The organism is Pseudomonas citronellolis (assembly GCF_900112375.1).
GTDB classification, from domain to species: Bacteria; Pseudomonadota; Gammaproteobacteria; order Pseudomonadales; family Pseudomonadaceae; genus Pseudomonas; species Pseudomonas citronellolis.
The window spans coordinates 62,373-87,807 of the sequence record NZ_FOLS01000007.1 but is presented as its reverse complement, the minus strand read 5'-3'; the positions used below and the strand labels follow the sequence as shown (position 1 = coordinate 87,807).

The window sequence follows — 25,435 nt, the reverse complement described above, 5'->3', positions numbered from 1 at the left end:
TGCAGCGGACATCTGTGAAGGACGGGTGCCATTGTCCCGCCGTCCGGAATGGCGCTTATACTTCATTCCGGACAACTCGCCACGCCATCCGGACATGCCCACGAAGAAATACATCCCCCTGCCGCTGCCGGACCATGCGGCCCTGCCGGCGCCGCTGTACTTCCGCTACGACGAGTTCGGCGCCGACACCCATTCGGCGCCCCACAGCCACCCCTGGGGCCAGCTCAACTATGCCTCCCACGGGGTGATGCAGCTGGACGTCGGCGGCCAGCGCTTCCTCTCGCCGCCGCAGTACGCGGTGTGGGTACCGCCGGGCGTGGAGCACGGCTGCTACAACCGCGAGGCGATCGTCTACCGCTCGCTGTACGTCAGCGCCGAGTTGGCCCGCCAGCTGCCGGCGGCGCCCTGCACGCTGCAGATCGGCGACATCCTCAAGGCCATCCTCTCGGACTTCGCCGCGCGCGGGGTGAACATCCCCGAGAGCGCGGCCGACAAGCGCCTGGCCCAGGTGGTGCTGGACCAGCTGCAAGCCTCGCCGCGCCACGAGGACTACCTGCCGTTCGCCCAGAGCGCGCTGCTGGGCGAACTGCTCGCCGCGCTGCAGGCCGAGCCCGGCGACAACCGTTTGCTGGCCGACTGGGCCAGGCAGGTGCACAGCACCGAGCGCACCCTGGCGCGCATGTGCCAGCGCGAGCTGGGCATGAGCTTCGGCGAATGGCGCCAGCGCCTGCGCTTCCTCGCCGCCATCGAGGCGCTGGAGGCCGGGCGCGGGGTGCAGGAAATCGCCTTCGACCTGGGCTACAGCAGCGCCTCTGCCTTCATCGCCATGTTCCGCCGCCAGGCCGGCACCACGCCGGAGCAGTACCGCCTGGCGAGCCGGGGTTGAGAGCAGGGCCTGCCTTCTCTTGTAGGAGCGAGCTTGCTCGCGAACGGGCCCCACTGCGGAATCTGTTCGCGAGCAAGCTCGCTCCTACAAAAGCCGGGGGTGATGGGTATCGCTTCGCTCAACGCCATCCTACGGGGTGTTCTGTGACGCCACAGGATTCCCCTGTAGGAGCGGGCCCTGCCCGCGAATCGCGCGCAGGGCGCGCGATGGTTCAGCGCGCCGCGGTCACCGGTTGCGCGCCCGGCACCGCGGCCTGCACGGCCTTTTCCTCGCGCGGGGTGCCTTCCGGTACCCAGCTGTAGTCCACCGGCAGGGCGCGGTACACCCAGTTGCTCACGGCATCGCCCAGCGGCGCCTTGCCGAAGTAGGGGCTGACGTATTCCCAGACGATCTCGCCGCCCGGGGTGACCTGGAAGAAGCGGCCGTTCTGCCCCTCGTCGATCAGGGTGTTGCCGTTGGGCAGGCGCCGGGCGCTGCTGATGAACGAGCTGAAGAAGGCCCAGCCCGGCTGCTTCGAGCTTTCCGCGGTGTACTGCCAGACGATCTGCTTCTTCACCGGATCGATCTCCAGCACCCGCGAGCCGGAGATCACCCCGCGCTGCACCGAGGGGTAGCCGGCGTCGCCCTGGTTGTCGAACACCAGCAGGTTGCCGGCGCCGGGCAGGCCCTCGGGGATGATGTGCGCATCGTGCTGGCCGCTGATCTGGTCCACCGGGCGCGGCAGCTTCTGTGCGTTGCGCGGGTCGATCGGCGGCAGGTTCGGGCCCAGGCGCCAGACCACCTTGCCGCTGGCCTTGTCGATGATGGCGATGAAGTTGGCGTTGCGCGAATCGAACAGCAGGTTGTCCGGGGCGAAGCGCTTGTCGCCGGCGGCGTGCCAGCGGTTCGCGCCCAGCGGCGCCAGGTTGTTGATGTGCAGGTAGTCCGGGTTCTTGGTCGCGAGCACCAGCTTGAGCTGCTCGGCGCCGAAGCCGAACTCGTGCAGGTGCTCGGAGGCGGTCCAGCGCCAGGCCACCTGGCCCTGCGGAGTGACCTCGTAGATCACGTCGTCGATCACCTCCGGCACCTGGAAGCCCTTCACCGCATGCACGCGGTTGGCCAGCACCAGGGTGTTGCCGTTGGCCAGCCGGCGCAGGTCGTGGTGCTGGCGGGCGGCGCCGCCGGGGGCCTGGTCGCCCCATTGCCAGACGGTCTTGCCGGCCCAGTCCAGCTCGCCCACGGCCTGGTTGCGCAGGCCGTTGCCGGCGGAGGACAGCTTGCCCGGCTCGGCCAGGTCGGCGGTCTGCAGCAGCACGTGGCCGCGCTCGCCGCCGGCGAGTTTCGGCTCGAGGATGGCCGAGGGGAAGCCGGGGCGGTCCCAGCGCTTGACCTCGTTGCCGTTCATGTCGATCAGGTGCGTCCTGTTGTCGGCGCCGCTGAAGATCACGTACTGGTTGAAGGCCTTCTGCGGGTCGTAGCGCGTCACCCCGGTGGGGTAGACGCTGGGCGCGGCGCTGACGGCGGCGGCCAGCAGCGGGGCGGAGAAGGCGAGCAGGGCGGCGGCGCGGGCATGCTTCATGGCAGTGGTCCTCGGGTCAGAAGTCGTAGCGGGCGGTCACGCCCAGGGTGCGCGGGGTGCCCAGCACGCCGGCGTAGCCGCCGTTGGCCGAGTTCCACAGGCTGGTGTAGTAGGTCTTGTCGAAGGCGTTCTTCAGCCACAGCGACAGGTCCCAGCGGCCGTCGCCGTAGTCGCCGCGCAGGCCCAGGGCGGTGTTGACGATGGCGTAGCTGGGGATCTGCCCGTAGTCGGAGTCGTCGATGGTGCCCACCGCCTTGGAGCGGAAGGCGTAGCTGGCGGTGACGTAGGGCTCCAGGTTGTCTTCCAGGCGCCACTTGTATTCGCCGTTGGCGTTGAAGATGTACTTGGAGGCGCCCACCACCTGGTGCCCGCTGAGGTCGCAGGACGCCGGCGCGCCGCTCTGGAAGGAGACTTCCGGCGGGCAGGGCGCGTTCTTGTACGACAGGTAGCGCACGTCGTTGTACGAGCCGTTGAGGTTCAGCGTCAGCCCGCGGACGGGCAGGGCGGTGGCCTCGAATTCCACCCCGCGCGAGCGCACGTCGCCGGCGTTGGTCAGGTACTGGGTGCGGGTGGCCTCGTCGTAGGCGTTGGCCTGGTAGCCGTGGACCACGGTGGCGAACAGGTTGGCGTTGAGGATCAGGCGGTGGTCGAACAGCGTGCTCTTGATCCCCAGCTCGGCGTCGTTGGCCCGTTCGCTGCCCACCAGCAGGGAGTCGGCGCCGGCGGTGGGGGCGCTGGCCACGGTCAGGTTCACCCCGCCGGACTTCTCGCCGTGGGACAGCGAGGCGTAGCCCATCAGGTTGTCGTTGAAGTGGTAGTTCAGGCTGAGCAGGCCCGAGGGCGAGAAGCTGTACACCGAGAGGTCGCCGGAATCGTAGGCGCCGGCCCGGCCGTTGCGCGCGGCCAGGGCCGCGCCGCTGACGGCGGCCCCGCCGACGGGCGCGTCGCGGCTGACCGAGGCGGATTTCTCCTCGTAGGTGCCGCGCAGGCCGGCGGTGAAGTCGAGCCTGTCGGTGAGGTGCCAGGTGCCCTGGGCGAACAGCGCGTAGCTGTCGGTGTCGATGTGGCCGTCGCCCAGGCTGGTGACGTTGGCCAGCGCGCCGCTGGCGGTGCCGTTCCAGATGTCCGCCTGGGGGCCGTAGAGGTTGAAGGAGTGGTTGTCCAGGTCCTGGCCGAAGTAGTAGGCGCCCAGCACGTAGTCGAAGAAGCCGCCGGTGGGCGAGGCCAGGCGCAGTTCCTGCGACCACTGCTTGTCGCGCACCGAGACGCCGGCGTTGTAGGCCGCCGCCACGTTCAGGCCGTCGTCGTTGCGCGGGGTGAAGTCCCACCAGCGGTAGGAACTGATGGAGGTCAGCGAGAAGTCGTTGGCCAGCTTCCAGTTGGCCTCCAGCGAAGTGCCGCCCTGGAACACGGTGACGCGCTGGGCGGCATCGAAGTTGACCTTGCGGTCGTCGCCGTACACCAGCGTGGCGCCGGCGGCGCGGGCGCGCTGCTCGTAGCGGTTGACGCCATTGATAGTCGGCCCGGTGCTGAACAGGGTGAGGATGCCGTTGCTGGAGTTCTCCTCGTTGTAGTCGCCGATCCAGCGCAGGCTGAAGTCCTCGTCGGGCTTGTACAGCAGCTGGCCGCGGAAGCCCTGGCGGGCGCCGCCGTTGAGGGTGTTGCCGTCGAAGACGTTCTTCACGTAGCCGTCGTCGCGGGTGCGGTAGGCCGAGAAGCGCCCGGCCAGCGCGTCGGTGAGCGGCCCGGAGACCGTGGCCTTGCCCTGGAAGTAGCCGTCCTCGCCGCCGGACACCTCGACACTGCGCTCGGGGGTGAAGCTGGGCAGGCGGGTGGAGATGTTGATCACCCCGGCGGTGGTGTTCTTGCCGAACAGCGTGCCCTGGGGCCCGCGCAGCACTTCCAGCTGCTCGATGTCCAGCAGGTCGAAGGAGGCCATGCCGGGGCGGCCCAGGTAGACGTTGTCCAGGTACAGCCCGACGCTGCCTTCCAGGCCGTCGCTGGCCGGGTTGTTGCCCAGGCCGCGGATGGACACGCTGGACTGCCGCGCGTGGACGTAGGCGACGTTGGTGCTGGGCACCAGCTGCTGCAGGTCCTGCACGCGGTAGATGCGCTGGCTTTCCAGCGTCTCGCCGCCGAGCACGCTCATGGCGGTGGGCACGTCCTGGGAGTTCTCCTCGCGGCGCCGCGAGGTCACGGTGACGGTGCCCAGGGTGCTGGCCTCGCCCTGGGCCTGGGCGGCGGCCTCCTGCGGGGTGGCTTCCTCGGCGTGCAGGGCGCCCATGGCCAGGCCGCCGGTGGCCAGCAGGATGGACAGCGGCAACAGCCGGCGGCGGAAACGGGGCGCGGAATCTCGGTGGTGCATGGAAAGGTCCTGGAGAAGAGGTCGTGTCGCGCAGGACCGGTTTGGCCTGCAATCTTTTTATTCCGTATCGATCTTTATTTATGTATTTCGATTTATTTACGGAATAAGAGATTGCCTTTATAAGAAGGCCGTCCACCTTCGGACAATTGCATTTGCCCAATATTTTTTATGTAGAAAATGCATATAGACCTTCGCCAGCTCCGCCATTTCATCGCCCTTGCCGAGCACCGCAGCTTCGTCGCCGCGGCCGACGCCGTGTGCCTGTCGCAATCGGCCTTCAGCCGCAGCATCCAGGCCCTGGAACACAGCGCCGGCTGCCGCCTGGTGGACCGCGCGAGCAAGGAACTCAACCCCACCAAGCAGGGCCTGATCGTCCTGGAGCACGCGCGCCGGCTGGTCAGCGGCGCGCACAAGCTGGCCAACGAGATCGCCCTGTTCAACGGCCTGGAGGCGGGCGAACTGCGCTTCGGCGCGGGCCCCGCGCCGGCGGCCTGGCTGGTGCCGCGGGCCATCGCCGCGTTCAACGGGCGCTACCCCAAGGCGCGGGTGGCCTTCCAGGTGGAGCACTGGCAGGTGCTGGGCAAGCGCCTGCAGGCCGAGGACTTCGAATTCTTCGTCGCCGACACCCGCCATTTCGAGGCCAATCCCGAGTACCGCACCCTGCGCCTGAAGCCGCGCAAGTGGCACTTCTGCTGCCGCCCCGGCCACCCGCTGGCCGGCCAGGGGCAGGTGAGCGCGGCGCAGCTGCTGAGCTACCCCATCGCCACCAACCTCAGCCCGCCGAACATCCGCAAGGTGCTGGTGGACCTCAGCGGCCGCCCCGACTTCCGCCCGGACATCGAATGCGAGAACGGCCACGGCCTGAACGCCGTGGTGCTGGCCTCCAACGCCATCGGCATCGCCAGCGGCCCGGGGCAGGGCACCGGCGAGCCGCTGGTGGCGCTGACGGTGGCGGAGCTGCCGGAGGACCTGGAGGAGCTGCACACGCGCTACGGCATCGTGCATCGCGCGGGGTACAGCCTGTCGCCGCTGGCGGAGGCGATGATCGGGGAGTTGCGGCGGATCGATGAGGAGACGGTGTAGGGGTTTGCGGCTTTGCGGCTTTTCGTCTTTTCGTAGGAGCGAGCTTGCTCGCGAACAGAGTTTACCGGCGGCTATGGCGTATTGGGTTTACTCCGCCCCCTCTCCCCAGCCCTCGGCTGCGCGCCCCGCCCTGAAGGGAGAGGGGGCTAGTCCGTGCCGAGATAAGGAATGGTTCCAGCTGGAAACCGCCGTGCTAGCCGGCTGACTCAGGAAAACCAAACCGCGCCGAACGGTCCCCTCTCCCTTCAGGGAGAGGGTTAGGGAGAGGGCGCTCTCAACCCCAGTCCCCACAACTCCCGGTGAACTCCATTCGCGACCAAGCCCGCCCCCACACCACCCCCCCCATGCATTCCACGCATGCAAATCTTGCTGCAAATGCGTTTGCCAGAACGCCCCCGCGCCCCGCGAAATGACCGCTCCATCCGTCATTCCGAACGCCCCATGAGCCAGCCCCAGCCCATCCGCAACGTCCTCTACATCATGTGCGACCAGCTGCGTCGCGATTACCTGTCCTGCTACGGCCACCCGCACCTGCACACGCCGAACATCGACCGCCTGGCCGCCGAGGGCGTGCGTTTCGCCCGGGCCTATACCCAGGGCACCATCTGCGGGCCCTCGCGCATGTCCTCGTACACCGGGCGCTACGTCAGCAGCCACCAGGTGAGCTGGAACGCCGTGCCGTTGCCGCTGGAGGAGCTGACCCTCGGCGACTACCTGCGCCCGGCCGGCATCCGCACCGTGCTGGTGGGCAAGACTCACGCCACCGCCAACCTCGAAGGCATGCAGGCGCTCGGGGTGGATCCGCAGAGCGAGCGCGGCCAGCAGCTGGCCGAGGCCGGCTTCGAGCCTTACGACCGCAACGACGGCATCTACCCCGACGGCGAGCCGTTCGCCGACAAGCGTGAAAGTGCGCCCTACACCCATTACCTGCGCGGCCTCGGCTATACCGGAGACAACCCCTGGCACGACTGGGCCAACGCCGCCGAAGGCGCCAACGGCGAAGTGCTCAGCGGCTGGCAGATGCGCAACGCCGGGCTGCCCACGCGCCTGCCGGAGCCGCACAGCGAGACGGTCTACGCCACCAGCCGCGCCATCGACTTCATGCGCGAGCAGGGCGACAGGCCCTGGTGCCTGCACCTGTCGTACATCAAGCCGCACTGGCCCTATATCGCGCCCGCGCCGTACCACGCGCTGTATGGCCCCGGGCAGGTGCTGCCGGCCCTGCGCGCGGCGCCGGGGGAGGAGAGCGAACACCCGGTGTACAAGGCCTTCCAGCAGCACCAGGAGAGCCTGAACTTCTCCCGCGAGGACGTGCGCAACACCGTGATTCCCACCTACATGGGGCTCATCAGGCAGATCGACGACCAGCTCGGCCGGCTGTTCGAGCACATGCAGTCCCGCGGCCGTTGGGACGACACCCTGATCGTCTTCACCAGCGACCATGGCGACTACCTGGGCGACCACGGCCTGGGCGAGAAGGAGTTCCTGCTGGAGCCGGCGGTGGGCGTGCCGTTGCTGATCCGCGACCCGCGCGCGGCGGCCGACGCCAGCCGCGGCACGGTGGAGCAGGCCCTGGTGCAATCCATCGACGTGCTGCCGACCCTGCTCGACGCCTTCGCGGTACCGCTGGCGGCGCACCGCGTCGAGGGCCGTTCGCTGCAGCCGCTGCTGCATGGGCAACGGCCGGCGGACTGGCGCGACTACGCCATCGCCGAATACGACTACGCTTTCCAGGCCCCGGCCCGCGAGCGCCTGGGTCGGCCCATCGACGCCTGCCGCATGTACATGGTGCGCAGCGAGCGCTGGAAGTACCTGGCCTACGACGGCTTCCGTCCGCAGCTGTTCGACCTGCAGGCGGACCCGGGCGAGCTGCGCGACCTGGGCGCCGAGCCGGCCTACGCGGACGTGCGCGAGCAGCACCAGCGCTACCTGTTCGACTGGCTGCGCGGCCTGAAGCGGCGCACCACCATCAGCAACGAGGAGATCGACCTGCGCGGCCAGGCCTTCCGCTATGGCGAGCCGGAAGGCGGCAAGCTGGTGCGCATCGGCGAGTGGTAGCGGCTCAACCCAGTTCGCGCAGGTAGCTCCAGGGATAGATGCCGCGCTCGTGGCCGTCGTCGAACACCAGCTGCACGCCGTAGCCCTGGGGGTTCACGGCACGCAGCCCGACCTCGGCGCCGACCAGCGCGATGCGCCCCTGCAGGCGCGCCGCGCGGCACTGCGAGCAGGGGCAGGCGCCGCGCAGGCGGGCGAAGGCGATGCGCTGCACCTCGCCTTCGCCCCAGTCGATGCGCAGCTCGCGCTCGTCGCTGCAGCGGTGCAGGGCGCGGGGCGCGTTCATGCCGGCGCGCCGAGTTGGGTGAGGGCGATGCGCACGGCCTTGCGCACTTCCGGGTCGCCGTCGGCCTGGGCTGCCTGGAGAGCGGGCAGGGCGCGGATGTCGCCCAGCTCGCCCAGGGCCAGGGCGGCTTCCTTGCGCAGGTTGCTGATGGCATGGCCGAGCAGGCCCTGCAGCGCCTCACGGGCAGCCTGGTAGCGCAGGTTGCCGAGGGCCCGCGCGGCGCGCAGGCGCACCTGCCAGAAGTCGTCTTCCAGCGCTTGCAGCAACGCCTCGCCGGCTTCCTGCAGGCCCAGCTTGCCGAGGGTGCCGGCGGCTTCCTCGCGGACCTTCCAGGCCTTGTCGCGCAATGCCGCGCCCAGCGCCGGCAGCACGCTGGCGTCGCTGGCCAGGCCGAGGGCGCCGGCGGCGGCGCGGCGCACTTCGCTGTCGGCATCGTCGCTGGCCAGGGCGGCCAGGCGCGGCAGGGCCTCGATGCGCTTGAGCCAGCCGAGGATGCCCACCGCCTCGCGGCGCACGCCGGCGTCGGCGTCGTCCAGGGCGGCCAGGGCCGGGGTCACGCTTTCTTCCAGGCGCAGTTCGCGCAGGGCGCGCAATGCGCTGCGGCGCACGAAGGTGTCGGCGTGGGCCGCCCAGGGCAGCAGCAGGCGTCCGGCCTCGGCGGTCTTCAGTTCGCTGAGGCTTTGCGCGGCGGCTTCGCGCACGCTTTCGTCGCTGTCGGCCAGGGCCTGGCACAGGGCCTGGACCACTTCGGGTTCCTCCCAGGCTTCCAGCAGGCGCGCGGCTTCGGCGCGCACGGCGGCGGCCGGATCAATGGTCAGCGCCCGGGCCAGCCAGGGCAGGGCCTCGGGCTCCTCCAGGTCGGCCAGGTCGATCAGGGCGATGCGGCGCACGCCGGGGTCGGCGTGCTGCAGGCGCGGTTGCAGGTCGAGGATGTCGGGGTTGTCTGTGCTGAGTTCGGTCATATGGCGAATCGCGGTCGGTTGTGTTCGTCGTTCGGCAGGCCCAGGGGCGTCAGGCGCGGCAGTTGGCGGCCGTCCTCGTGGCGCAGCAGTTCCAGGCAGTGGCGTTTGAGGCGGGCGAAGCCGGCGCTGGTCAGCAACTCGGCGTGGCGCGGGCGCGGGAAGTCCAGGCGGATTTCCTCGAGGATGCGCCCCGGCCGCGGGCTCATCACCAGGATGCGGTCGGCGAGGAACAGCGCCTCGTCGATGTCGTGGGTGATGAACAGCACGCTGGTGCGCAGGCGCGTCCAGATGTCCAGCAGCAGTTCCTGCATCATCATCCGCGTCTGCGCGTCGAGGGCGCCGAAGGGTTCGTCCATCAGCAGCAGGCGCGGCTGGTTGATCAGCACCCGGGCGATTTCCACGCGCTGCTGCATACCGCCGGAAAGCTGCGACGGCCAGCGCTGGGCGAAGCCTTGCAGGCCTACCAGCTGGAGCATTTCCTCGGCCCGGGCGTGGCGTTCGGCGCGCGGCACGCCGCGCATCTTCAGGCCGAAGGCGACGTTGTCGCGCACCCGCCGCCAGGGCAGCAGGGTGTGCTGCTGGAACACCATGCCGCGCTGCGGCGAGGGGCCGCCCACCGGCTGGCCGTCCACTTCCAGGCGCCCGCCGCTGGGGCGCAGGTGGCCGGCCAGGGCGCCGAGCAGGGTGGACTTGCCGCAGCCGGAGGGGCCGAGCACGCAGACGAACTCGCCCGGCTCGATGGCGAAGCTCAGCGAGTGCACCGCTTCGAAGGCGTCGCGGCCGCTGCCCAGGTGGATCGACAGGCCGTCGACGCGCACGTGCCCGGCGGGCAGTTGTTCAGGCAGGCTCATGGCTTGCCTCCGGCCTGGCGCTGCCAGGGCGTGGCCAGGGCGCCGAGCTGGCGCACCAGCAGGCTGCTGGCCATGCCGAGCACGCCGATGAGCAGCATGCCGACGACGATGTCGGGGTAGTTCTGCAAGGTGTAGGACTCCCAGGTGTAGTAGCCGATGCCCCATTGCCCGGAGATCATCTCGGCGGTCACCAGGCAGAACCACGAGGTGCCCATGCCGATGGCAAGGCCGGTGACGATGCTCGGCAGGGCGCCGGGTAGCACCACTTCGCGCAGCAGCGCCAGGCGGCTGGCGCCGAGGCTGCGGGCCGAGGCGAGCAGGCGCGGGTCCACCGCCTCGACGCCGTGGATGGTGTTGAGCAGGATGGGGAACAGCGCGCCGGTGAAGGTGATGAAGATCATCGACAGCTCGGCGCTGGGGAACATCAGGATCGCCAGCGGTATCCAGGCCACCGCCGGGATCGGCCGCAGCACTTCCAGCGGCGGCAGCAGGCCGTCGCGGGCCCAGCGGCCGCGGCCGATGGCCAGGCCCAGGAGCACGCCGGCGACGGCGGCCAGCAGGTAGCCGGCGAGCACCCGCGCCAGGCTTGCGCCCAGGTGCCGGCCGAGCTTGCTGGACTGTGCCAGTTGCACGGCGGCGTCCAGCACCTCGCCGGGGCCGGGGACGTTGGCGAAGGTGACCAGGCCGAGGTTCAGGTGCCGGGCGCTGGCCAGCTGCCAGAGCGCCAGGCAGGCCAGCAGCGAGGCCAGGCGCAGGCTCCAGCGGGACAGGGTTGTGAGGTTCATTTTCGTGGCTCCGCAAGGGCCCGGCGCGCAGGGCGCCGGGCGTGGACGTCAGCGGCTGGCGACGGCCTGCTGGCTGGCACCGGCGAAGTCGCGCACTTCGCCGCCGTTGCTCTGCGCGTAGCGCTCGGCCTGCTCCTTGAGCAGGAAGGCGTCCAGCGCGCCGTCCTTGCCCTGGACGAACCAGGCCTGGCTGGCCAGCAGCTTGATGCCGCTGTCGCTGGCCTGGGCGTAGACGGCGCGGATGTCCTTGCCCTGCTGCTTCAGCTTGGCCGTTTCGCCCAGGGCTTCCCGCGCCGAGGCGTAGCTGCGCACCTTGGGTTCGCCGCGCACCCAGACCTGCGCCACGTGGCGCGGGTCGGCGATGGCCTTGCCGGTCAGCGCGTCCGTGGCCGTTAGCGGCTGCTGGGCATAGTTCTTCAACGCGGCGTCGTAGTCGGCGCCGGCGGCCTTGAAGGCGACGCGGATGTAGCGGTCGTCGACGAACTGCTCGACGTTCAGCCCGCGGTCGGCCTTCTTCAGCAGCTTCAGGGTGTCGATGGCGGTGGTCACGGCCTGGCGGTACTCCGGCTTCCAGGTCAGGTCGCGGGTCTGCAGGCCGAGCGGGCCGTGGAACAGGTAGTTCACCTCGGCGGGGATGCCGGCGACCTTCTCGATCAGCTCGCTGTACTTCTCCGGTTCCGCGGCCAGCAGCTGGTTGGCCTCGTAGGTGGCGCGCAGGTAGGCCTCGACGATCTCCGGGTACTTCTGCGCGTAGTCCGCCTCCACCAGCGCGCCGTGGAAGGTCGGCGCCTTGGCCTGCGAGCCGTCGTAGATCTTGCGGGCGATGCCGCGGCTCTCGAACAGCTCGGCGAAGGGCACGAAGTCGGCATGGGCGGCGATCTTGTTGGCCTGCAGCGCGGAGCCGGCGACTTCCGGCGGCTGCGCGATGATGGTCACGTCCTTGTCCGGGTCCCAGCCCTGGGCGGCGATGGCGCGCAGCAGCAGACCGTGGGCGGTGGAGGCGAAGGGCACGGAGATGGTCTGGCCCTTCAGCTCGGCCAGCGACTGCACCTTGGAAGAGGCCGGCACCACGATGCCGTTGCCGCTGCCCTCGATGCTGCCGGAGAGCACGCTGATGAACAGGCTGCGCTTGCCGGCGGCTTCATGGGCCACGCCGTTGAGCGAGCCGGGGAAGTCGGCCATGGCGCCGAAGTCCAGCTTGCCGGCGACCATCTCGTTGGTCAGCGGCGCGCCGCTGGTGAAGTTCTTCCACTGGATGTCGTACTGCGCGTCCTTGTACTTGCCGTCGTGGGGCAGGTACTTGGGCAGCAGGTTCAGCTCGCGGACCAGCAGGCCGCCGGCGGCGCAGTTGATGGTGGTGTCCTGGGTGCCGATGGCCACGCGGAGGGTCTCCGAATGGGCGGAAAGGCTGGCGATGGCCAGCGCGAGGCCGGCCAGGGTGGTGCGCAAGGTCATGGGTGTTCCCCTCGAATCATGAGTGTTGGAATCGTCTCCGCCGCCGGTGTGCGGTGGGAAACGAGGGGCGTTGCATCAGGCGTCCGGTGGCGTGTCCGGTGGCTTTTCGTAGGAGCGAGCTTGCTCGCGAATCGCGGGCAGGGCCCGCTCCTACAGGAAGCTGTCGTAGCCAAGGCACTGGGCTCCCGCGTTCGCGGGAGTGACGGGATGAAATTCGGTGTGTTGATCGTCATCCCCGCGAACGCGGGGAACCAGCGACTTCAGCGGTTCAACGCAGCAGGTAGGGAATCTCCACCTTCACCGCGCCGGTCGGGCAGTCCTTCTCGCAGGGCATGCAGTACCAGCATTCGTCGAAGGCCATGTAGGCCTTCCGGGTGGCCGGGTTGATCGCCAGCAGGTTCATCGGGCAGACCTCGACGCAGACGGTGCAGCCCTTGTCGGCGATGCACTTGTCCTCGTCCACGGTGACCGGGGCGCTGGAGCGGAAGAAGATTTCCTGGGGTTGGTGGGGCATGGCACGGTTCCTCGTGGTGTTGCTGGCCGGTCTTGGTGCCGGTGGTTTGGTGGTTCCGGGGAGGATTCGGCGCTGGGCTCGGCACCCTCTCCCTTAAGGGAGAGGGGACTGTCCTGAGCGATGAAGAGTCCAGTGCCTACCGGCGGGCTCCGTTATCGCGACTCGCGCCGAACAGCTCCCTCTCCCGCTTGCGGGAGAGGGCGGGGGGAGAGGGGCTCCTAGGGCTCTCAGGCCGCCTCGTTCTTCACCCGCAACCGCCCGTAGGCCTTCTGCTCCTCGTCGTCCAGGGCGATCAGGTACGGCTCCACCGGCTTCTTGAAACTGGTCATCTCGCCGTTCCCGTCCTTCTTCAGGTGCGCATGGCAGAACCACTCGGCATCGTTGCGCTGCGGATAGTCCACGCGGTGGTGGTACAGGCCCCAGCGGCTCTCGGTGCGGAACAGCGAGGCGCGGGCGGCCATCTCGGCGCAGTCGCGGATCACGCTGACCTCCATGGCGCGCATCAGCTCGTGGGCGTTGTTCGCCTTCAGCTGCTCCAGGTCGCGGCTGATCTCGGCGAAGCGCTGCAGGCCGATCTCCATCTTCTTCGTCACCTTCGGCGGCTGCAGGTAGTCGTTGACCATGCGCCGCAGCTTGTACTCCACCTGGGCCGGCGGCAGGCCGTGCTTGCGCCTGAGCGGGGCGAAGACGCGTTCGCGCTCGCGCTCCACCTGGGCCTGGTCGACTTCGCTGAAGCCCCGCTCGGCCACGTACTGCGCGGCGTTGCTGCCGGCGAACCAGCCGTAGGTGAAGGCGCCGAGCATGTAGTTGTGCGGCACCGCGGCCATGTCGCCGGCGGCGTACAGGCCCTTGACGCTGGTCTCGGCCTTCTCGTTGACCCACACCCCCGAGGCCGAGTGGCCGGAGCAGAAACCGATCTCGGAGATGTGCATCTCGACCATCTGGCTGCGGTAGTCGGTGCCGCGGTTGGCGTGGAATTGGCCGCGGCTGGGGCGCTCGTTGCCGTGGAGGATTTCCTCGATGGTCTGGATGGTCTCCTCGGCCAGGTGGTCCAGCTTGAGGAACACCGGGCCGTTGCCGCCCTCCAGCTCCTGGTGGAATTCCCACATCATCTGCCCGCTCCAGTAGTCGCACTCGATGAAGCGCTCGCCCTTGGAGTTGGCGGTGTAGCCGCCCAGTGGCCCGGTGACGTAGGCGCAGGCCGGGCCGTTGTAGTCCTTGATCAGCGGGTTGATCTGGAAGCATTCCAGGTTCGAAAGCTCCGCACCGGCGTGGTAGGCCATGGCGTAGCCGTCGCCGGCGTTGGTCGGGTTCTCGTAGGTGCCCATCAGGTAGCCGGAGGCGGGCAAGCCCAGGCGCCCGGCGGCGCCGCAGGCGAGGATCACCGCCTTGGCGCGGATCACCTGGAACTGCGCGGTGCGGCAGTCGAAGCCGAGCACGCCGTTGACCGCGCCCTCGGCGTCGGTGAGCAGCCGGGTGGCCACCAGGCGATTGGTGATCTCCACCCGCGCGCGCTTGAGCTGGCGGTAGAGCACCTTCTTGATGTCGTGGCCCTCGGGCATCGGCAGCACGTAGGCGCCCATGTGGTGGACCTTCTTCACCGCGTAGTCGCCCACCTCGTCCTTCTCGAACTTCACGCCCCAGCGGTCGAGCTGCTCGATGGTCTCGAAACTGTGGGTGGCGTAGGCGTAGACGGCAGCCTGGTTGACGATGCCGTCGTTGGCCACGGTGATTTCCTTGGTGTACTGCTCGGGCGTGGCGTGGCCGGGGATGACGGCGTTGTTCAGGCCGTCCATGCCCATGCTGATGGCGCCGCTGCGCTTGACGTTGGCCTTGTCCACCAGCAGCACGCGCAGCTCGCGGTTGGCTTCCTTGGCCTTGATCGCCGCCATGGGGCCGGCGGTGCCGCCGCCGATGACGACGATGTCGTAGGCGCTTTGCTTGTCTTCGGGGAGGTCGCTGTGGCTCATGCTCGGGGGCCCTTGTGACGGTCGATGCGCAGGCGGTACTGGAAGGCGTCGCCGCGGTAGTAGAGGTGTTCGTAGTCCAGCGGCTGGCCGTCGGCGCCGTGGGTGAGGCGTTCGATGCGCATCACCGGCGAGCCTTCCTCCACCTCCAGGGCGGCGGCCAGCTCGGCGTCGGCGAGGATGGCGTCGATGGCCAGGTCGGCATGCCCCAGGGGCAGGCCGCAGTCGTTCTCGAGGATCAGGAAGATGTCGCGGCTCACCAGGTCGGCCTTCTCCAGCCGGCGGCCGACGGCCTCGGGCAGGTAGGTGACCTCCAGCGACACCAGCTCGCGGTTGACCAGGCGCGCGCGCTTGATCTGCGCCACGCTGTCGCCCTCGGCCACCCGCAGGCGCGCGGCCACCTGGGCGTCGGCCGGCACGAAGCGGAAGCTGCGCAGGCGGTTGATCACCTCGTAACCGCGCTCGCCCATGGACTCGGCCAGGCCCTGCAGGGTGCTGACGTTCTGGAACGCCTTGGGCCGGGCGACGAAGGTGCCCTTGCCGTGGATCTTGAAGATCAGGCCTTCCTTCTGCAGGTCGCCCAGAGCCTGGCGCACGGTGATGCGGCTGACGCCATGGGCCTTGCCCAGCTCGGCCTCGGAGGGCATGCGGCTGAGCGGCGGGTAGCTGCCGTCGAGGATGCGCGTGCGCAGCAGCTCCTTGAGCTGGCTGTACAGCGGGACGGGGGAGAGGGGGAGCAGTTCGGTCATGGCTATGACTTGTTATGACGAGTTGTGGGGCGACTATAGGGGAATAAGAATCCGGGTGGGAAAGACCGGATTTGCATATGGATATGCGCGGGGCATGGGGGAGTTCGCTCCCAGCATACCGGCGGGCACGGCTTCTCGTAGGAGCGAGCTTGCTCGCGAACGGATTTCGCAGCGGGGCTTGTTCGCGAGCAAGCTCGCTCCTACGAAAAGCGCCTCGGCGCAGGAGAGTAGGGCGTCTTGGCGCCATGCCCCACTATTCGTCCAACGAATGGAAATGACGCCGTCACACCCGTACTGCTAGCGTCCCGACAAAACCCCGGAGATTCCCCATGCCCTCCATCGAGCGACGCCTGCTGCCGGTCAACGGCATCCACCTGTGCGTACACATCGCCGGCCCCGCCGATGGCCGCCCGGTCTGGCTGCTGCACGGTTTCCCCGAATGCTGGCACTCCTGGCGCGCGCAGATTCCGGCGCTGGTGCAGGCCGGCTACCGCGTGCACGTGCCGGAGATGCGCGGCTACGGCCGCAGCGACGCCCCCGAGCCCATCGAGGCCTACGACCTGCAGAGCCTGTGCGGCGACGTCCTCGGCGCCATGGACGCCCTCGGCCAGGGCCGCGCGGCGGTGCTCGGGCATGACTGGGGCGCCCTGGTGGCCTGGCACCTGGCGCTGCTGGCCCCGGAGCGGGTGGCGGCCCTGGCCGCGCTGTCGGTGCCCTATGCCGGGCGGCCCAAGCGGCCGGCCACGGAGATCCTCCGCGAGGTCTTCGCCGGGCGCTTCAACTACATCCTCTACTTCCAGCAGCCGGGCGTGGCCGAGGCCGAGCTGGACGCCGACATCGAGCGCAGCCTGCGCCTGTTTTTCCGCGATGCCGGCGACGACGACCCCTTCCTCCAGGACAAGCCCGCCGACGCCCGTCTGTTCGAAGGCCAGCCCACGCCTCGGCAACTGCCGGCCTGGTGCGGCGAGGCGGACCTGGCGCATTACATCGAGACCTTCGCCGGCCGCGGCTTCCGCGGGGCGCTCAACTGGTACCGCAACTTCGAGCGCAACTGGCGCTTCAGCGAGCCCCTGGCCGGCCGCCAGGTCGGCCAGCCGACGCTGTTCCTGGTGGGCGACCGCGACCCGGTGGCGAGCCTGGAGGCCTATACCCTCAAGCGCATGCCCGAGGTGGTGGCGGACCTCGAACAGCACCGCCTGGAAGGCTGCGGCCACTGGGTCCAGAACGAGCGCCCGGCCGAGGTCAACGCCTTGCTGCTGGACTTCCTGGCGCGCCGCTACCCGGCCTGAACGGTGTCGGCGGCGGGCTCCGGCCACAGCGCCACCAGCACCAGCAGGGCGCCGACCAACAGGTACGGCAGGCGCGGCTCGACGCCATAGAGCAGGCTGCCGGCCAGCGGCCCGAGCACCACGCCCAGGCCCTGGGCGGCGCCCATGGAGCCGGCGGTGGAGCCTTGCTCGTCGGCGTTCACCGCGTTGGCCGCCAGCGCCGAGAAGGCCGGGAACACCCAGCCCATGCCCGCCGCGGCGACGAAGAAGGCCAGCCACAGCTGCCAGGGCTGCAGCGCCAGGCTGGTGCCGGCGAAGCCGATGCCGGCCACCAGCGCGCCGACGCGGATCAGCCGTTGCGGCGCCCAGTCCAGGCGGCGCACCAGCAACTGGGCGAGGATCAGCGCCACGCCCACGGTGGTCAGCGCCACCCCGGCGGCCTGGGCCGCCGCGCCCGGCGCCAGGCCCAGGCGGTCGAGGGCGAAGAAGCCCACGGTGATCTGCGCCACCGCCACGCAGAGCATGGCGACGAAGGCCACCAGCATCGGCCGGCGCAGGCGCGCATCGCCCAGGCGGATGCTCTGCGCGACGCGCTGCAGGTGGTGCTCCTGGCGCTGCAGGCGGGTGAGCAGCGCCAGGAACCCCAGTAGCGGCAGCACGCTCATGGCGTACAGCGGCAGGCTCAGGCTGTGCCGGGCGAGCAGGGCGGCGATGGCCGGGCCCAGCACCATGCCCACGGCATTGGCCGCGCCCAGGCTGGCCAGGGCGGCGGCGCGCTGGCGCGGCGGGTAGTTGTCGGCGATCAGCGCCTGCCCGGCGGCCGGCAGCGCGGCGTAGAAGGCGCCCACCGCGCCACGCCCGAGCAGCAGGCCGAGGAACGACAGCGCGGCGATAGGCTGCAAGCGCAGCGCGGTATCGACGAAGACCGCCAACAGCACGTAGGACAAGGTCACCCCGGCGCTGCCCAGCAGCAGGATGCGCCGTCGCCCCAGGCGGTCGCTGGCATTGCCCCAGGGCCGCGCCAGCAGCAGCCAGAGCACGCCGGACACGGTGACCGCCGCGCCGGCCTGCCAGGCCTGCAGGCCGAGCAGCCGGGCGATGGGCCCGACCAGCGAGACGAAGGCCATCATCGCCATGGTCCCGGCCATGGTGGAGAACAGCAGCGGGCGCAGGTCGAAGGGCGTGCCGGCGGAGGCCTGGGCGGCTTCGGGGGTTTCGGACATGGGGGGACTCCTGGGGGTGGTGGAAAGTGGGATCAGGGCCGCAGGCGGCCCTCGACCAGCAACAGGTTGCGGCCGCGTACCCGTTCGACGCTGCCATGCACGCCGTACACCTCGCGCAGCAGGCGTACGTCTATCACCTCGGCGGGCGGCCCGGCGGCGGCCAGGCCGCCCTGGTGCAGGACCAGCACCTGGTCGGCGCAGGCCAGCGCCAGGTTGATGTCGTGCACCACCATCAGGCTGATCAGCCCGCGCGCCCGGGTGACTTCGACTATGGCCTCGGCCACCTGGCACTGATGGTACAGGTCCAGGGCGCTGGTCGGCTCGTCGAGCAGCAGCACCCGCGGCTGGCGCACCAGCGCCTGGGCCAGGCCGACCAGTTGGCGCTGGCCGCCGGACAGGGCATCGATGGGACGGTCCGCCAGCGCCGACAGGTCCAGCGCTTCCAGCACCTGCTCGATGCCGCGCAGGGTCTGCGCGTCGGGGTGGCCTCCGCCCAGCAGCGACAGGCTGCGCCCGGCCATGGCCGCGGCGAGTACCGCTTCGAATGCGCACAGGCGGGTGCGCTGCGGCAGGCTCTGCGGCAGGTACACCACCTGGCGCGCGCGCTCGGCCAGGGGCAGGCGGCCGAGGTCGACGCCATCCAGCAGCACCCGCCCGGCGATCGGCTGCAGGCCGGCGATGCCCCGCAGCAGGGTGGACTTGCCGGCGCCGTTCGGGCCGATCAGGGCGGTCAGGCTGCCCGGCGGCAATGCCGGCAGGTCCAGCTCGCGCAGGATGCGCCGGGCGCCGTAGCCCATGCTCAGCCGTTCGATGCCCAGTCCGTCGATGCGCGGGGCGTTCATCGCAGGCCTCCGCGCTGGCGCAGGACGATGGCCATGAAGAAGGGAATGCCGACCAGCGCCGTGACTATGCCCACCGGCACCAGCACGCCCGGCACCAGGGTCTTGCTGGCCACCGAGGACAACGACAGGATCAGCGCGCCGGCCAGGGCGCTGGCGGGGATGAACAGGCGATGGTCCTCGCCCACCAGCAGGCGCGCGATATGCGGCGCCACCAGGCCGATGAAGCCGATGGTGCCGACGAAGGACACCGCCAGCGCCGCCAGCAGGCTGATGCGCAGCAGGCTGAACAGGCGCAGGCGGCCGACGTCCACGCCGAAGCTGCGGGCGCGCTCCTCGCCCAGGCTCAGGGCGGTCAGCGCCCAGCTCTGGCGCAGGGCGAAGGGCAGGCACAGCAGCAGCGCCAGGGCCATGGCGGCGAGCTTCTCCCAACTGGCCCGGGCCAGGCTGCCGAGGGTCCAGAACACCAGCTGCTGCAGGCTGTCCTGGCTGGCGACGAACTGCAGCAGCGCCACCAGGGCGTTGAAGGCGAACACCAGCGCAATGCCGAACAGCACCAGGCTCTCCACGCCGAAGCCGCGCCAGCGCGCCAGGGCATAGAGCAGGGCCACCGAGGCGAGGGCGAAGACGAAGGCGTTGGCGGAGATCAGGTACTGCGCCGGCACGCCCGGAATGCCCATTTGCAGGACGATGGCCAGGGCCGCGCCGAACGAGGCCGCCGCCGACACGCCCAGGGTGAAGGGGCTGGCCAGCGGGTTGTCGAGCACCGTCTGCATCTCCGCGCCGGCCAGCGCCAGGCCGGCGCCGACCAGCACCGCCATGAGCGCGTAGGGCAGGCGCACCGACCAGACGATCACCGCTTCCACCCTGGGCACCGACTCCGGCGCCCAGAGAATCTGCAGCAGGCGCGACAGCGGCAGCGCCGAGGGGCCGCTGGCGATGTCCAGGGCCAGGCTGGCGAGCAGCGCCAGGCCCAGGAGCAGCAGCGCCAGGCGGCGCCGGGCGAAGCGGCGCCGGTAGCCGGCCGCGGCGCCTTCGTGGGCAAGCGGCAGGCTCATGGCTGCAGGCTGACGGTGAACACGCCGCTGGCGGGGATCGGCATGAAGCGCCGGTACAGCTCGGCGCGGGTGCGTTCGGGGTCGAGGTCGGCGAACAGTTCCGGGTGCAGCCACTTGGCCAGGGCCTGGACGGCGACCAGGTGTTCCGGCGAGTCGTAGAAGATGTGCCACATGGCGTGCACGTGGCCTTCGCGCACCGCGCGCAGTTCGTTCAGCGGCGCCCGTCGGGCGATCTGCGCCAGGCTGTCGCGGGCCTGCTGCGGGGTGGCCGTGTAGCCCAGGGTGACGCCGCCGCGGCCGGCGCCGAAGACGCCGGTGGCCACGTATTGCTGCGGGTCGCTGGCGAGGATGTATTCGGGGTTGAGGGTGCCGATGGCGCCGGGGATGCGCCCGGCGCCGATGTTCTGCCCGCCGGCCAGCTCGATCAGCTCGCCGAAGTTGCCGCGCCCGGGCGAGCCGCAGCAGTCCTGCAGGCCGGCGAGCATGTCGACGAACAGCCTCGGGCGCTCCAGTTCGCCGCGCGCCTCGGCGCCGGCCAATGGCTCGCGCACTGCCTCGATGGCCTGCTGGTAGAAGTCGATGAACTCGGCGGCGCGCTGCTGGCGCCCCAGGGCCTCGCCGAGCAGGCGCATGCTGGGCACGGTGTTGAGCAGCGGGTGCTCGCTGAAGTCGACGAACAGCACCGCCACCCCGGCCGCTTCCAGCTGGCGCAGCGCCTCGCTGCCCGGCCCCGGGCCGTGGCCGCCGCTGAGCGCCAGCAGCACCAGGTCCGGGTGAACGGCCAGGGCCTTCTCGACGCTGAAGGTGTCGGCCGAGGTGCCGCCCACCAGGGGCACCTGGTCGGCCTGCGGGAAGCGCGCCCGGTAGGCCGCGTAGCCCTGCACGTCGAGGCCGCGGAAGTCCCCCTGCCAGCCGGCGACCCGGGCGAAGGGATCGGCGCCTTCGAGCAGCGACAGCGAGTAGATCATGCGGCCTTCGCCAAGCAGCACGCGCTTGACCTGGGCCGGCACCTCGACCTTGCGCCCGGCGAGGTCGGTGAGCGGCGCGGCCAGCGCCGGCGCGCACAGGAGGAACAGCAGCAGGCCGCGGCAGGCCTGTTTCAGGAGGCTAGTCATGGGACGGGTTTCCTTGCGTGGAGGGGAGGGCCTGGCGGGCCGGGCGGCGGCGCCACCACAGCAGCAGGCCGGTGATGTAGAGCGCGGGCAGGGCCAGCCCGGCGAGGAAGGCGACGGCCATGCCCGCGATGCCGAGGCCCAGCCGTCCGTGCAGGGCCGAAAGCAGCGCCTTGGCTGGCGCGGCGCCGGCGAGCCCGGGCGGCAGCGCCAGCCAGGTGCCGGTCAGGGCGATCAGCAGCAGCGGCAGGTACAGCCAGCTGGCGCACAGGTTGTGCCATTCCCGCAGTCGTCGCGTGCCCTGGCTGCCGCGCCGCAGGCTGGCCGCGGCCCACCAGTTGCGGCGGCCCGGCCACCACAGGTACAGGCCGCTGAGCAGCGACAGGCAGAGCGCCGCGCCACACGCCGCCAGCAAAGGCACGCCGAGTGGCGGCGGCAGCAACAGGCTGCGGTGCAGCGCGACCACCTTGGCCAGCCACAGGTCGTCGAAGACGAAGAAGGCCCGTGGCTCGCCGTCGTAAGGGTCGAGCATGGCCACCGCGGTGCCCGCGCGGTCGCCCAGGGTGCCGAAGACCAGGGCGTTGTCGCTGGTCAGGAAGCCCTGGCGTGGCCCCGCGCTGCCGAGGATGCGGGCGAAGCGCGGGTAGGCTTGCCGGGCGCGTTCGCGCAGTGCCGCGTCGTCCAGGGCGACGGCGTCGGCGGCATGGGGCTTGGCGCTGAGCGCGGCGGCGCCCAGCTCCCAGCGCAGGATGGGCCCGCGCAGCTCCAGCAGCGCGCCGCTGGCGCCCAGCAGCGCCAGCGGCAGGCCGACCAGCAGCGCCAGCCAGCGGTGCAGGGCCAGCCAGGCGCGACGCCGGCCGGCCCAGGTCGATGCAACCCGACAGGTCATCGGCGGCCTACCAGCGGTAGCTCAGGCTGGCGATCAGGCTGCGGTCCTCGCCGATGGTGCAACTGCTCGCGCTGCAGCCGTTGTAGTAGTGCTTGTCGGTCAGGTTGCTGGCGTTGAGCGACAGGCGCAGCCCCTTGGCCTCGCGGAACAGCTGGCCCAGCTCATAGTGCACGGCGGCGTCCAGCAGGGTGTAGGAGGGCACCGTGATGGTATTGGCCGCGTCTGCCTCGGTGCGCCCGAGGTAGCGCACCCCGGCGCCGAAGCCCAGGCCGGCGAGGGGGCCGTCGGGCTGGGTGTAGTCCAGCCACAGCGAGGCCATCTTGCGCGGCGTGTTGGTCGGCCGGTGGCCCTTCTCCACGGGGTTGTTGCTCCTGGTCACCTCGGCGTCGTTGTAGGTGGCGCTGCCGATCAGGTCCAGGCCCCGGGCCAGGCTGGCCTTGCCCTCCAGTTCCAGGCCGCGCACCCGCACCTCGCCAGTCTGCACCTGGTTGAGGTTGTTGTTGGGGTCGGTGGTCAGCACGTTCTCCTGGGTCAGTTCGTAGGCGGCCAGGGTGACGAAGCCGTCGTAGCCCTTGGGCTGGTATTTCACGCCGACCTCCGACTGCTTGGCGGTCAGCGGCTTGTAGGCGTTGCCGTAGAAGTCGGTGCCCAGGGAGGGGTTGAACGAAGTGGAGTAGCTGACGTAGGGCGCCAGGCCGTTGTCCGCCAGGTAGACCAGGCCGGCGCGGTAGGTGAACTTCTCGTCGCGCTGCTTGCTGCCGCTGTCCGCCAGGCGATTGTCGGTGCGCGCGCTGGAGCTGTCCTGGCGGCCGCCGAGGCTGAGCACCCAGTGCTTGTCGAAGGTGAACTGCTGCTGGGCGTAGACGCCGACCTGGTCGGCGCGTTGCTGGGTCTGCGCCATGGGCCGGTCGATGGGGCCGAAGCCCTGGCCGTACACCGGGTTGAAGATGTCGATGGAGGCGGCCTTGCCGGCGCGCAGGTAGTAGTCCTCGCGGGTGCGCCGGTAGTCCAGGCCCAGCAGCGAGGTCATCTCGGTGTCGCCGATGTTCCAGCGCGCCTGGGCGTTGTTGTCCAGGGCATAGACGTCGCCGATGATGCGGAAGCGGTAGGCGCTGCGCATCAGGGTGCGCTGGTCCGCGGCCAGGCCCATGCCGCTGGCGGTATTGGTGAGCAGGTTGACGTGGCTGTAGCGCGCGCTGGAGTGCAGGCTCCAGACGTCGTTCAGGCGGTGGTCCAGCAGGTAGCCGAGGGCGTACTGGGTGCGGTGGTTGTCCAGCCCCGGCTCGTCGAGGAACTGGTTGTGCTTGATCTTGCCGTTGGGGTTGGACAGCAGGCTGCCGCGCAGCGGCACGAACACCCTTGGCGCGCCGAACTCGTCCTCGGCGTACTCGGCCAGCACGGTCAGGTCGGTGTCCTCGTTGGGGCGCCAGGTGAAGGCCGGGGCGACGAAGGTCTTGCGGTCGACGATGTGGTCGGTCTGGGTGTCGCTGTCGCGGCCCAGGCCGGTGAGCCGGTAGAGGAACTTGCCTTCGTCGTCCAGCGGGCCGCTGAAGTCGAACTGGCCCTGGCGTCGGTCGTGGTTGCCGCCGACCACTTCCACCTCGTGGAAGGGCTGGTCCAGCGGGCGCTTGCTGACCTGGTTGACCACCCCGCCGGGGGCGTTCTGCCCATAGAGCACCGAGGCCGGGCCCTTGAGCACCTCGACCCGCTCCAGGCCGTAGGGCTCGACCTTCGGCCAGGCCTGGGTGGTGGTGCCGCGCAAGCCGTCGCGCAGCATGCCGGTGCTGGAGACATCGAAGCCACGGATCTTGATCGAGTCGAAGCGCTGCGAGGCGGCGCCGGTGCTGTCCTGCACGCCGGCGGTGTAGCGCAGCGCCTCGGCCACCGACTGCGCCTTCTGTTCGTCCATCTCCTTGCGCGTGACCACCGACAGGGCCTGCGGCACCTCGCGGATCGGCGTGTCGGTCTTGGTGCCGCTGAGGCTGCGCTGGGCCACCACGCCGGGCACCGGGCCCACCGGGCTCTCGCCGGCGCCGAGCACGGTGCTGCTGTCCAGCGACAGCACGTCCTGCTCCTGGCGCTCGTCGTCCGCGGCCTGGGCCTGGCCCGGCAGGCTCGCCAGGCCGATGCCCAGGGCCAGGGCGTGTATCGCCCCGGCCAGGCGCAGGCCGCGCGGCAGCAGGTGGGAAGGGAAGTGTAGGGGGCTGATCTGCCCGGGGCCGGTTGCCATGTTTCGCTCCATGCTGAGAGGGGTTCAAAAATGCGAATGCGAACTTATCTCAACAAGCATTCATGGCGCCGGGGGAAAACATTGGATTGCGCGACCATTTCTTTCGATCGGGAAAAACCGCGGAACCTGCGCTCCGCCACGGGCTCAGCGCAGCTCCCGGGGCGACACCCCGAAGCGCTTGCGGAAAGCGATGGAGAAGTGCGCCGGGCTGTAGCCGACGCGGTAGGCGGCGCTGGAGACGTTGCTCTCGCCGCTGGCCAGCAGGCGGTAGGCCTCGCTCAGGCGGACCTCCTGCAGGTAGGCATAGACGCTGCTGCCGAACAGCTGGCGGAAGCCTTCGGTGAGCTTGCGCGCGTTCAGCCCCACCTGGCGCGCCAGCGTGGCCAGCGGCGGCGAATGCTGCAGGTCGCGGCACAGCAGCTCGCGGGCAGCCTGCACCCGCTCCAGGTCGGCGGAGTTCAGGCGCGCCTCGGCGGCGCTGCCCGGGGGCTGGTCGGCGAGCAGGTCCTCCAGGCCCAGGGCGGTCATCTCCAGCGCCTTGCCGCCGAGGTAGAAGGCGCGGGAAGGGCCGTGCAGCGGGCAGGTGGCGATCTGCCGGGCCAGGGCCAGCAGCGAGCGCGAGGCCGGGCGGCAGAACAGCACCGGCCCGCCGTCGTGGCGCTGGCGGAACAGCCGCTCGGGCTCCAGGCCGACACTGCGGATCGCCGGGAAATCCAGTTGCACCGTGGTGTAGCGCACCGGCACGCCGCTGGCGAACAGGTGGTCGCCGCAGAACTCGCCCTGGTTGGCCACCGCGCACAGGGTGGGGCCGCGGATCTCCACCGGGGGCAGGCCCTCGACGCGGCAGTCGAGACGGCCGCTGAGCACCAGGATCAGCTTCAGGCCCTTCCATAGCGGCTCCTGCATCCAGCCCTGGGTCTGGACCACCACGGTGCCGGCGGACAGGGTGATGTCCGCCGCGGCCTCGCCCGCCGGAGTGGCGCCGCAGCCGGGCACGCTCAGGGTGAAGTCGCTGGGCACGCTGCGCTGCATGGCCTTGCTGCTGGACATCCTTCTCTCCTTGCCTGGCGGATGGAGGCCCCAGGCTAGCACGGCGAAGTCGATCCATGAATGAGAATTATTATTGTTTGTGCCGGGCCAGGCCGTCATGTCCCGGCCCGCGGGCCCTGCGCGCGCCCTGGCGGTGGGCGCGGGTTCCACGATCCAAAGAAAAAGGCGCGGGATCGAAGGCGGCGGTCCTTGCCGCTGGCGGATCGCCGGGATATTGATAATCACTCGCAACAATCGGAGAGGGACCTCC

At 70.2% G+C, this 25,435-nt stretch carries 21 protein-coding genes; 4 read left to right on the top strand and 17 right to left on the bottom strand.

Going from position 1 to position 25,435, the window contains the following annotated elements; translation table 11 throughout:
- The first annotated feature begins 94 nt into the window (after positions 1–94).
- Positions 95–886 carry an AraC family transcriptional regulator gene (locus BM060_RS08700; protein WP_074979397.1) on the top strand — a complete coding sequence of 264 codons (792 nt, stop codon included), beginning with the start codon at positions 95–97 and terminating at the stop codon, positions 884–886.
- Positions 887–1,097: 211 nt separating this feature from the next.
- On the opposite strand, the gene BM060_RS08695 is transcribed toward BM060_RS08700, so the two are convergent.
- Together BM060_RS08695 and BM060_RS08690 are read right to left on the bottom strand one after the other, a co-directional pair.
- The gene (locus BM060_RS08695; RefSeq protein WP_074979239.1) at positions 1,098–2,444 is read right to left on the bottom strand and encodes an aryl-sulfate sulfotransferase; all 1,347 of its coding nucleotides are present in this window, start codon (positions 2,442–2,444) and stop codon (positions 1,098–1,100) included.
- Positions 2,445–2,460: 16 nt separating this feature from the next.
- Positions 2,461–4,809, bottom strand: coding sequence for a TonB-dependent receptor (locus tag BM060_RS08690; protein WP_074979237.1), 2,349 nt, complete (start codon positions 4,807–4,809; stop codon positions 2,461–2,463).
- A gap of 177 nt (positions 4,810–4,986) precedes the next feature.
- On the opposite strand from BM060_RS08690, the gene BM060_RS08685 reads away from it, so the two are divergent.
- Complete coding sequence (locus BM060_RS08685; protein WP_074979235.1) at positions 4,987–5,892, top strand: LysR family transcriptional regulator; 906 nt, start codon at positions 4,987–4,989, stop codon at positions 5,890–5,892.
- Positions 5,893–6,333: 441 nt separating this feature from the next.
- Complete coding sequence (locus BM060_RS08680) at positions 6,334–7,950, top strand: alkaline phosphatase family protein (RefSeq protein WP_074979233.1); 1,617 nt, start codon at positions 6,334–6,336, stop codon at positions 7,948–7,950.
- Between the two features lie 4 nt (positions 7,951–7,954).
- On the opposite strand, the gene BM060_RS08675 is transcribed toward BM060_RS08680, so the two are convergent.
- From BM060_RS08675 to BM060_RS08640, 8 genes are all read right to left on the bottom strand, one after another.
- Positions 7,955–8,233 carry a DUF971 domain-containing protein gene (locus BM060_RS08675; protein ID WP_074979231.1) on the bottom strand — a complete coding sequence of 93 codons (279 nt, stop codon included), beginning with the start codon at positions 8,231–8,233 and terminating at the stop codon, positions 7,955–7,957.
- Positions 8,230–9,195 (bottom strand): HEAT repeat domain-containing protein, encoded by a 966-nt coding sequence (locus BM060_RS08670; RefSeq protein WP_074979229.1) that lies wholly within the window; start codon positions 9,193–9,195, stop codon positions 8,230–8,232. The genes BM060_RS08675 and BM060_RS08670 overlap by 4 nt, the downstream gene beginning before the upstream one ends.
- The gene (locus BM060_RS08665; RefSeq protein WP_074979227.1) at positions 9,192–10,046 is read right to left on the bottom strand and encodes an ABC transporter ATP-binding protein; all 855 of its coding nucleotides are present in this window, start codon (positions 10,044–10,046) and stop codon (positions 9,192–9,194) included. The genes BM060_RS08670 and BM060_RS08665 overlap by 4 nt, the downstream gene beginning before the upstream one ends.
- Entirely contained in the window at positions 10,043–10,831 is a 789-nt protein-coding gene (locus tag BM060_RS08660; protein ID WP_058489574.1) for an ABC transporter permease, read from the bottom strand. The genes BM060_RS08665 and BM060_RS08660 overlap by 4 nt, the downstream gene beginning before the upstream one ends.
- 48 nt (positions 10,832–10,879) lie before the next feature.
- Positions 10,880–12,286 (bottom strand): ABC transporter substrate-binding protein, encoded by a 1,407-nt coding sequence (locus BM060_RS08655; protein ID WP_074979225.1) that lies wholly within the window; start codon positions 12,284–12,286, stop codon positions 10,880–10,882.
- Between the two features lie 268 nt (positions 12,287–12,554).
- Positions 12,555–12,800, bottom strand: coding sequence for a 4Fe-4S dicluster domain-containing protein (locus BM060_RS08650; RefSeq protein WP_074979223.1), 246 nt, complete (start codon positions 12,798–12,800; stop codon positions 12,555–12,557).
- Positions 12,801–13,027: 227 nt separating this feature from the next.
- Positions 13,028–14,770 (bottom strand): fumarate reductase/succinate dehydrogenase flavoprotein subunit, encoded by a 1,743-nt coding sequence (locus tag BM060_RS08645; RefSeq protein ID WP_074979221.1) that lies wholly within the window; start codon positions 14,768–14,770, stop codon positions 13,028–13,030.
- Positions 14,767–15,516 (bottom strand): GntR family transcriptional regulator, encoded by a 750-nt coding sequence (locus BM060_RS08640; protein WP_074979219.1) that lies wholly within the window; start codon positions 15,514–15,516, stop codon positions 14,767–14,769. Before BM060_RS08640 ends, BM060_RS08645 begins: the two co-directional genes overlap by 4 nt.
- Positions 15,517–15,845: 329 nt before the next feature.
- On the opposite strand from BM060_RS08640, the gene BM060_RS08635 reads away from it, so the two are divergent.
- The gene (locus BM060_RS08635; RefSeq protein WP_058489577.1) at positions 15,846–16,805 is read left to right on the top strand and encodes an alpha/beta fold hydrolase; all 960 of its coding nucleotides are present in this window, start codon (positions 15,846–15,848) and stop codon (positions 16,803–16,805) included.
- Here the strand turns inward: BM060_RS08635 and BM060_RS08630 are convergent.
- The 7 genes from BM060_RS08630 to BM060_RS08600 form a co-directional block, all read right to left on the bottom strand.
- Positions 16,793–18,007 carry an MFS transporter gene (locus BM060_RS08630; protein WP_074979217.1) on the bottom strand — a complete coding sequence of 405 codons (1,215 nt, stop codon included), beginning with the start codon at positions 18,005–18,007 and terminating at the stop codon, positions 16,793–16,795. The two genes, BM060_RS08635 and BM060_RS08630, sit on opposite strands and share 13 nt — an antisense overlap.
- 32 nt (positions 18,008–18,039) lie before the next feature.
- The gene (locus BM060_RS08625; protein ID WP_245323000.1) at positions 18,040–18,849 is read right to left on the bottom strand and encodes an ABC transporter ATP-binding protein; all 810 of its coding nucleotides are present in this window, start codon (positions 18,847–18,849) and stop codon (positions 18,040–18,042) included.
- Positions 18,846–19,904, bottom strand: coding sequence for a FecCD family ABC transporter permease (locus tag BM060_RS08620; RefSeq protein ID WP_069865109.1), 1,059 nt, complete (start codon positions 19,902–19,904; stop codon positions 18,846–18,848). Before BM060_RS08620 ends, BM060_RS08625 begins: the two co-directional genes overlap by 4 nt.
- Positions 19,901–21,019, bottom strand: coding sequence for an ABC transporter substrate-binding protein (locus BM060_RS08615; RefSeq protein WP_069865107.1), 1,119 nt, complete (start codon positions 21,017–21,019; stop codon positions 19,901–19,903). The genes BM060_RS08620 and BM060_RS08615 overlap by 4 nt, the downstream gene beginning before the upstream one ends.
- Positions 21,012–21,905 (bottom strand): PepSY-associated TM helix domain-containing protein, encoded by an 894-nt coding sequence (locus tag BM060_RS08610; protein WP_074979215.1) that lies wholly within the window; start codon positions 21,903–21,905, stop codon positions 21,012–21,014. Before BM060_RS08610 ends, BM060_RS08615 begins: the two co-directional genes overlap by 8 nt.
- Before the next feature lie 7 nt (positions 21,906–21,912).
- Complete coding sequence (locus BM060_RS08605) at positions 21,913–24,135, bottom strand: TonB-dependent siderophore receptor (protein ID WP_245323001.1); 2,223 nt, start codon at positions 24,133–24,135, stop codon at positions 21,913–21,915.
- A gap of 144 nt (positions 24,136–24,279) precedes the next feature.
- Positions 24,280–25,185 (bottom strand): helix-turn-helix domain-containing protein, encoded by a 906-nt coding sequence (locus BM060_RS08600; protein ID WP_082936770.1) that lies wholly within the window; start codon positions 25,183–25,185, stop codon positions 24,280–24,282.
- Positions 25,186–25,435: the final 250 nt, after the last annotated feature.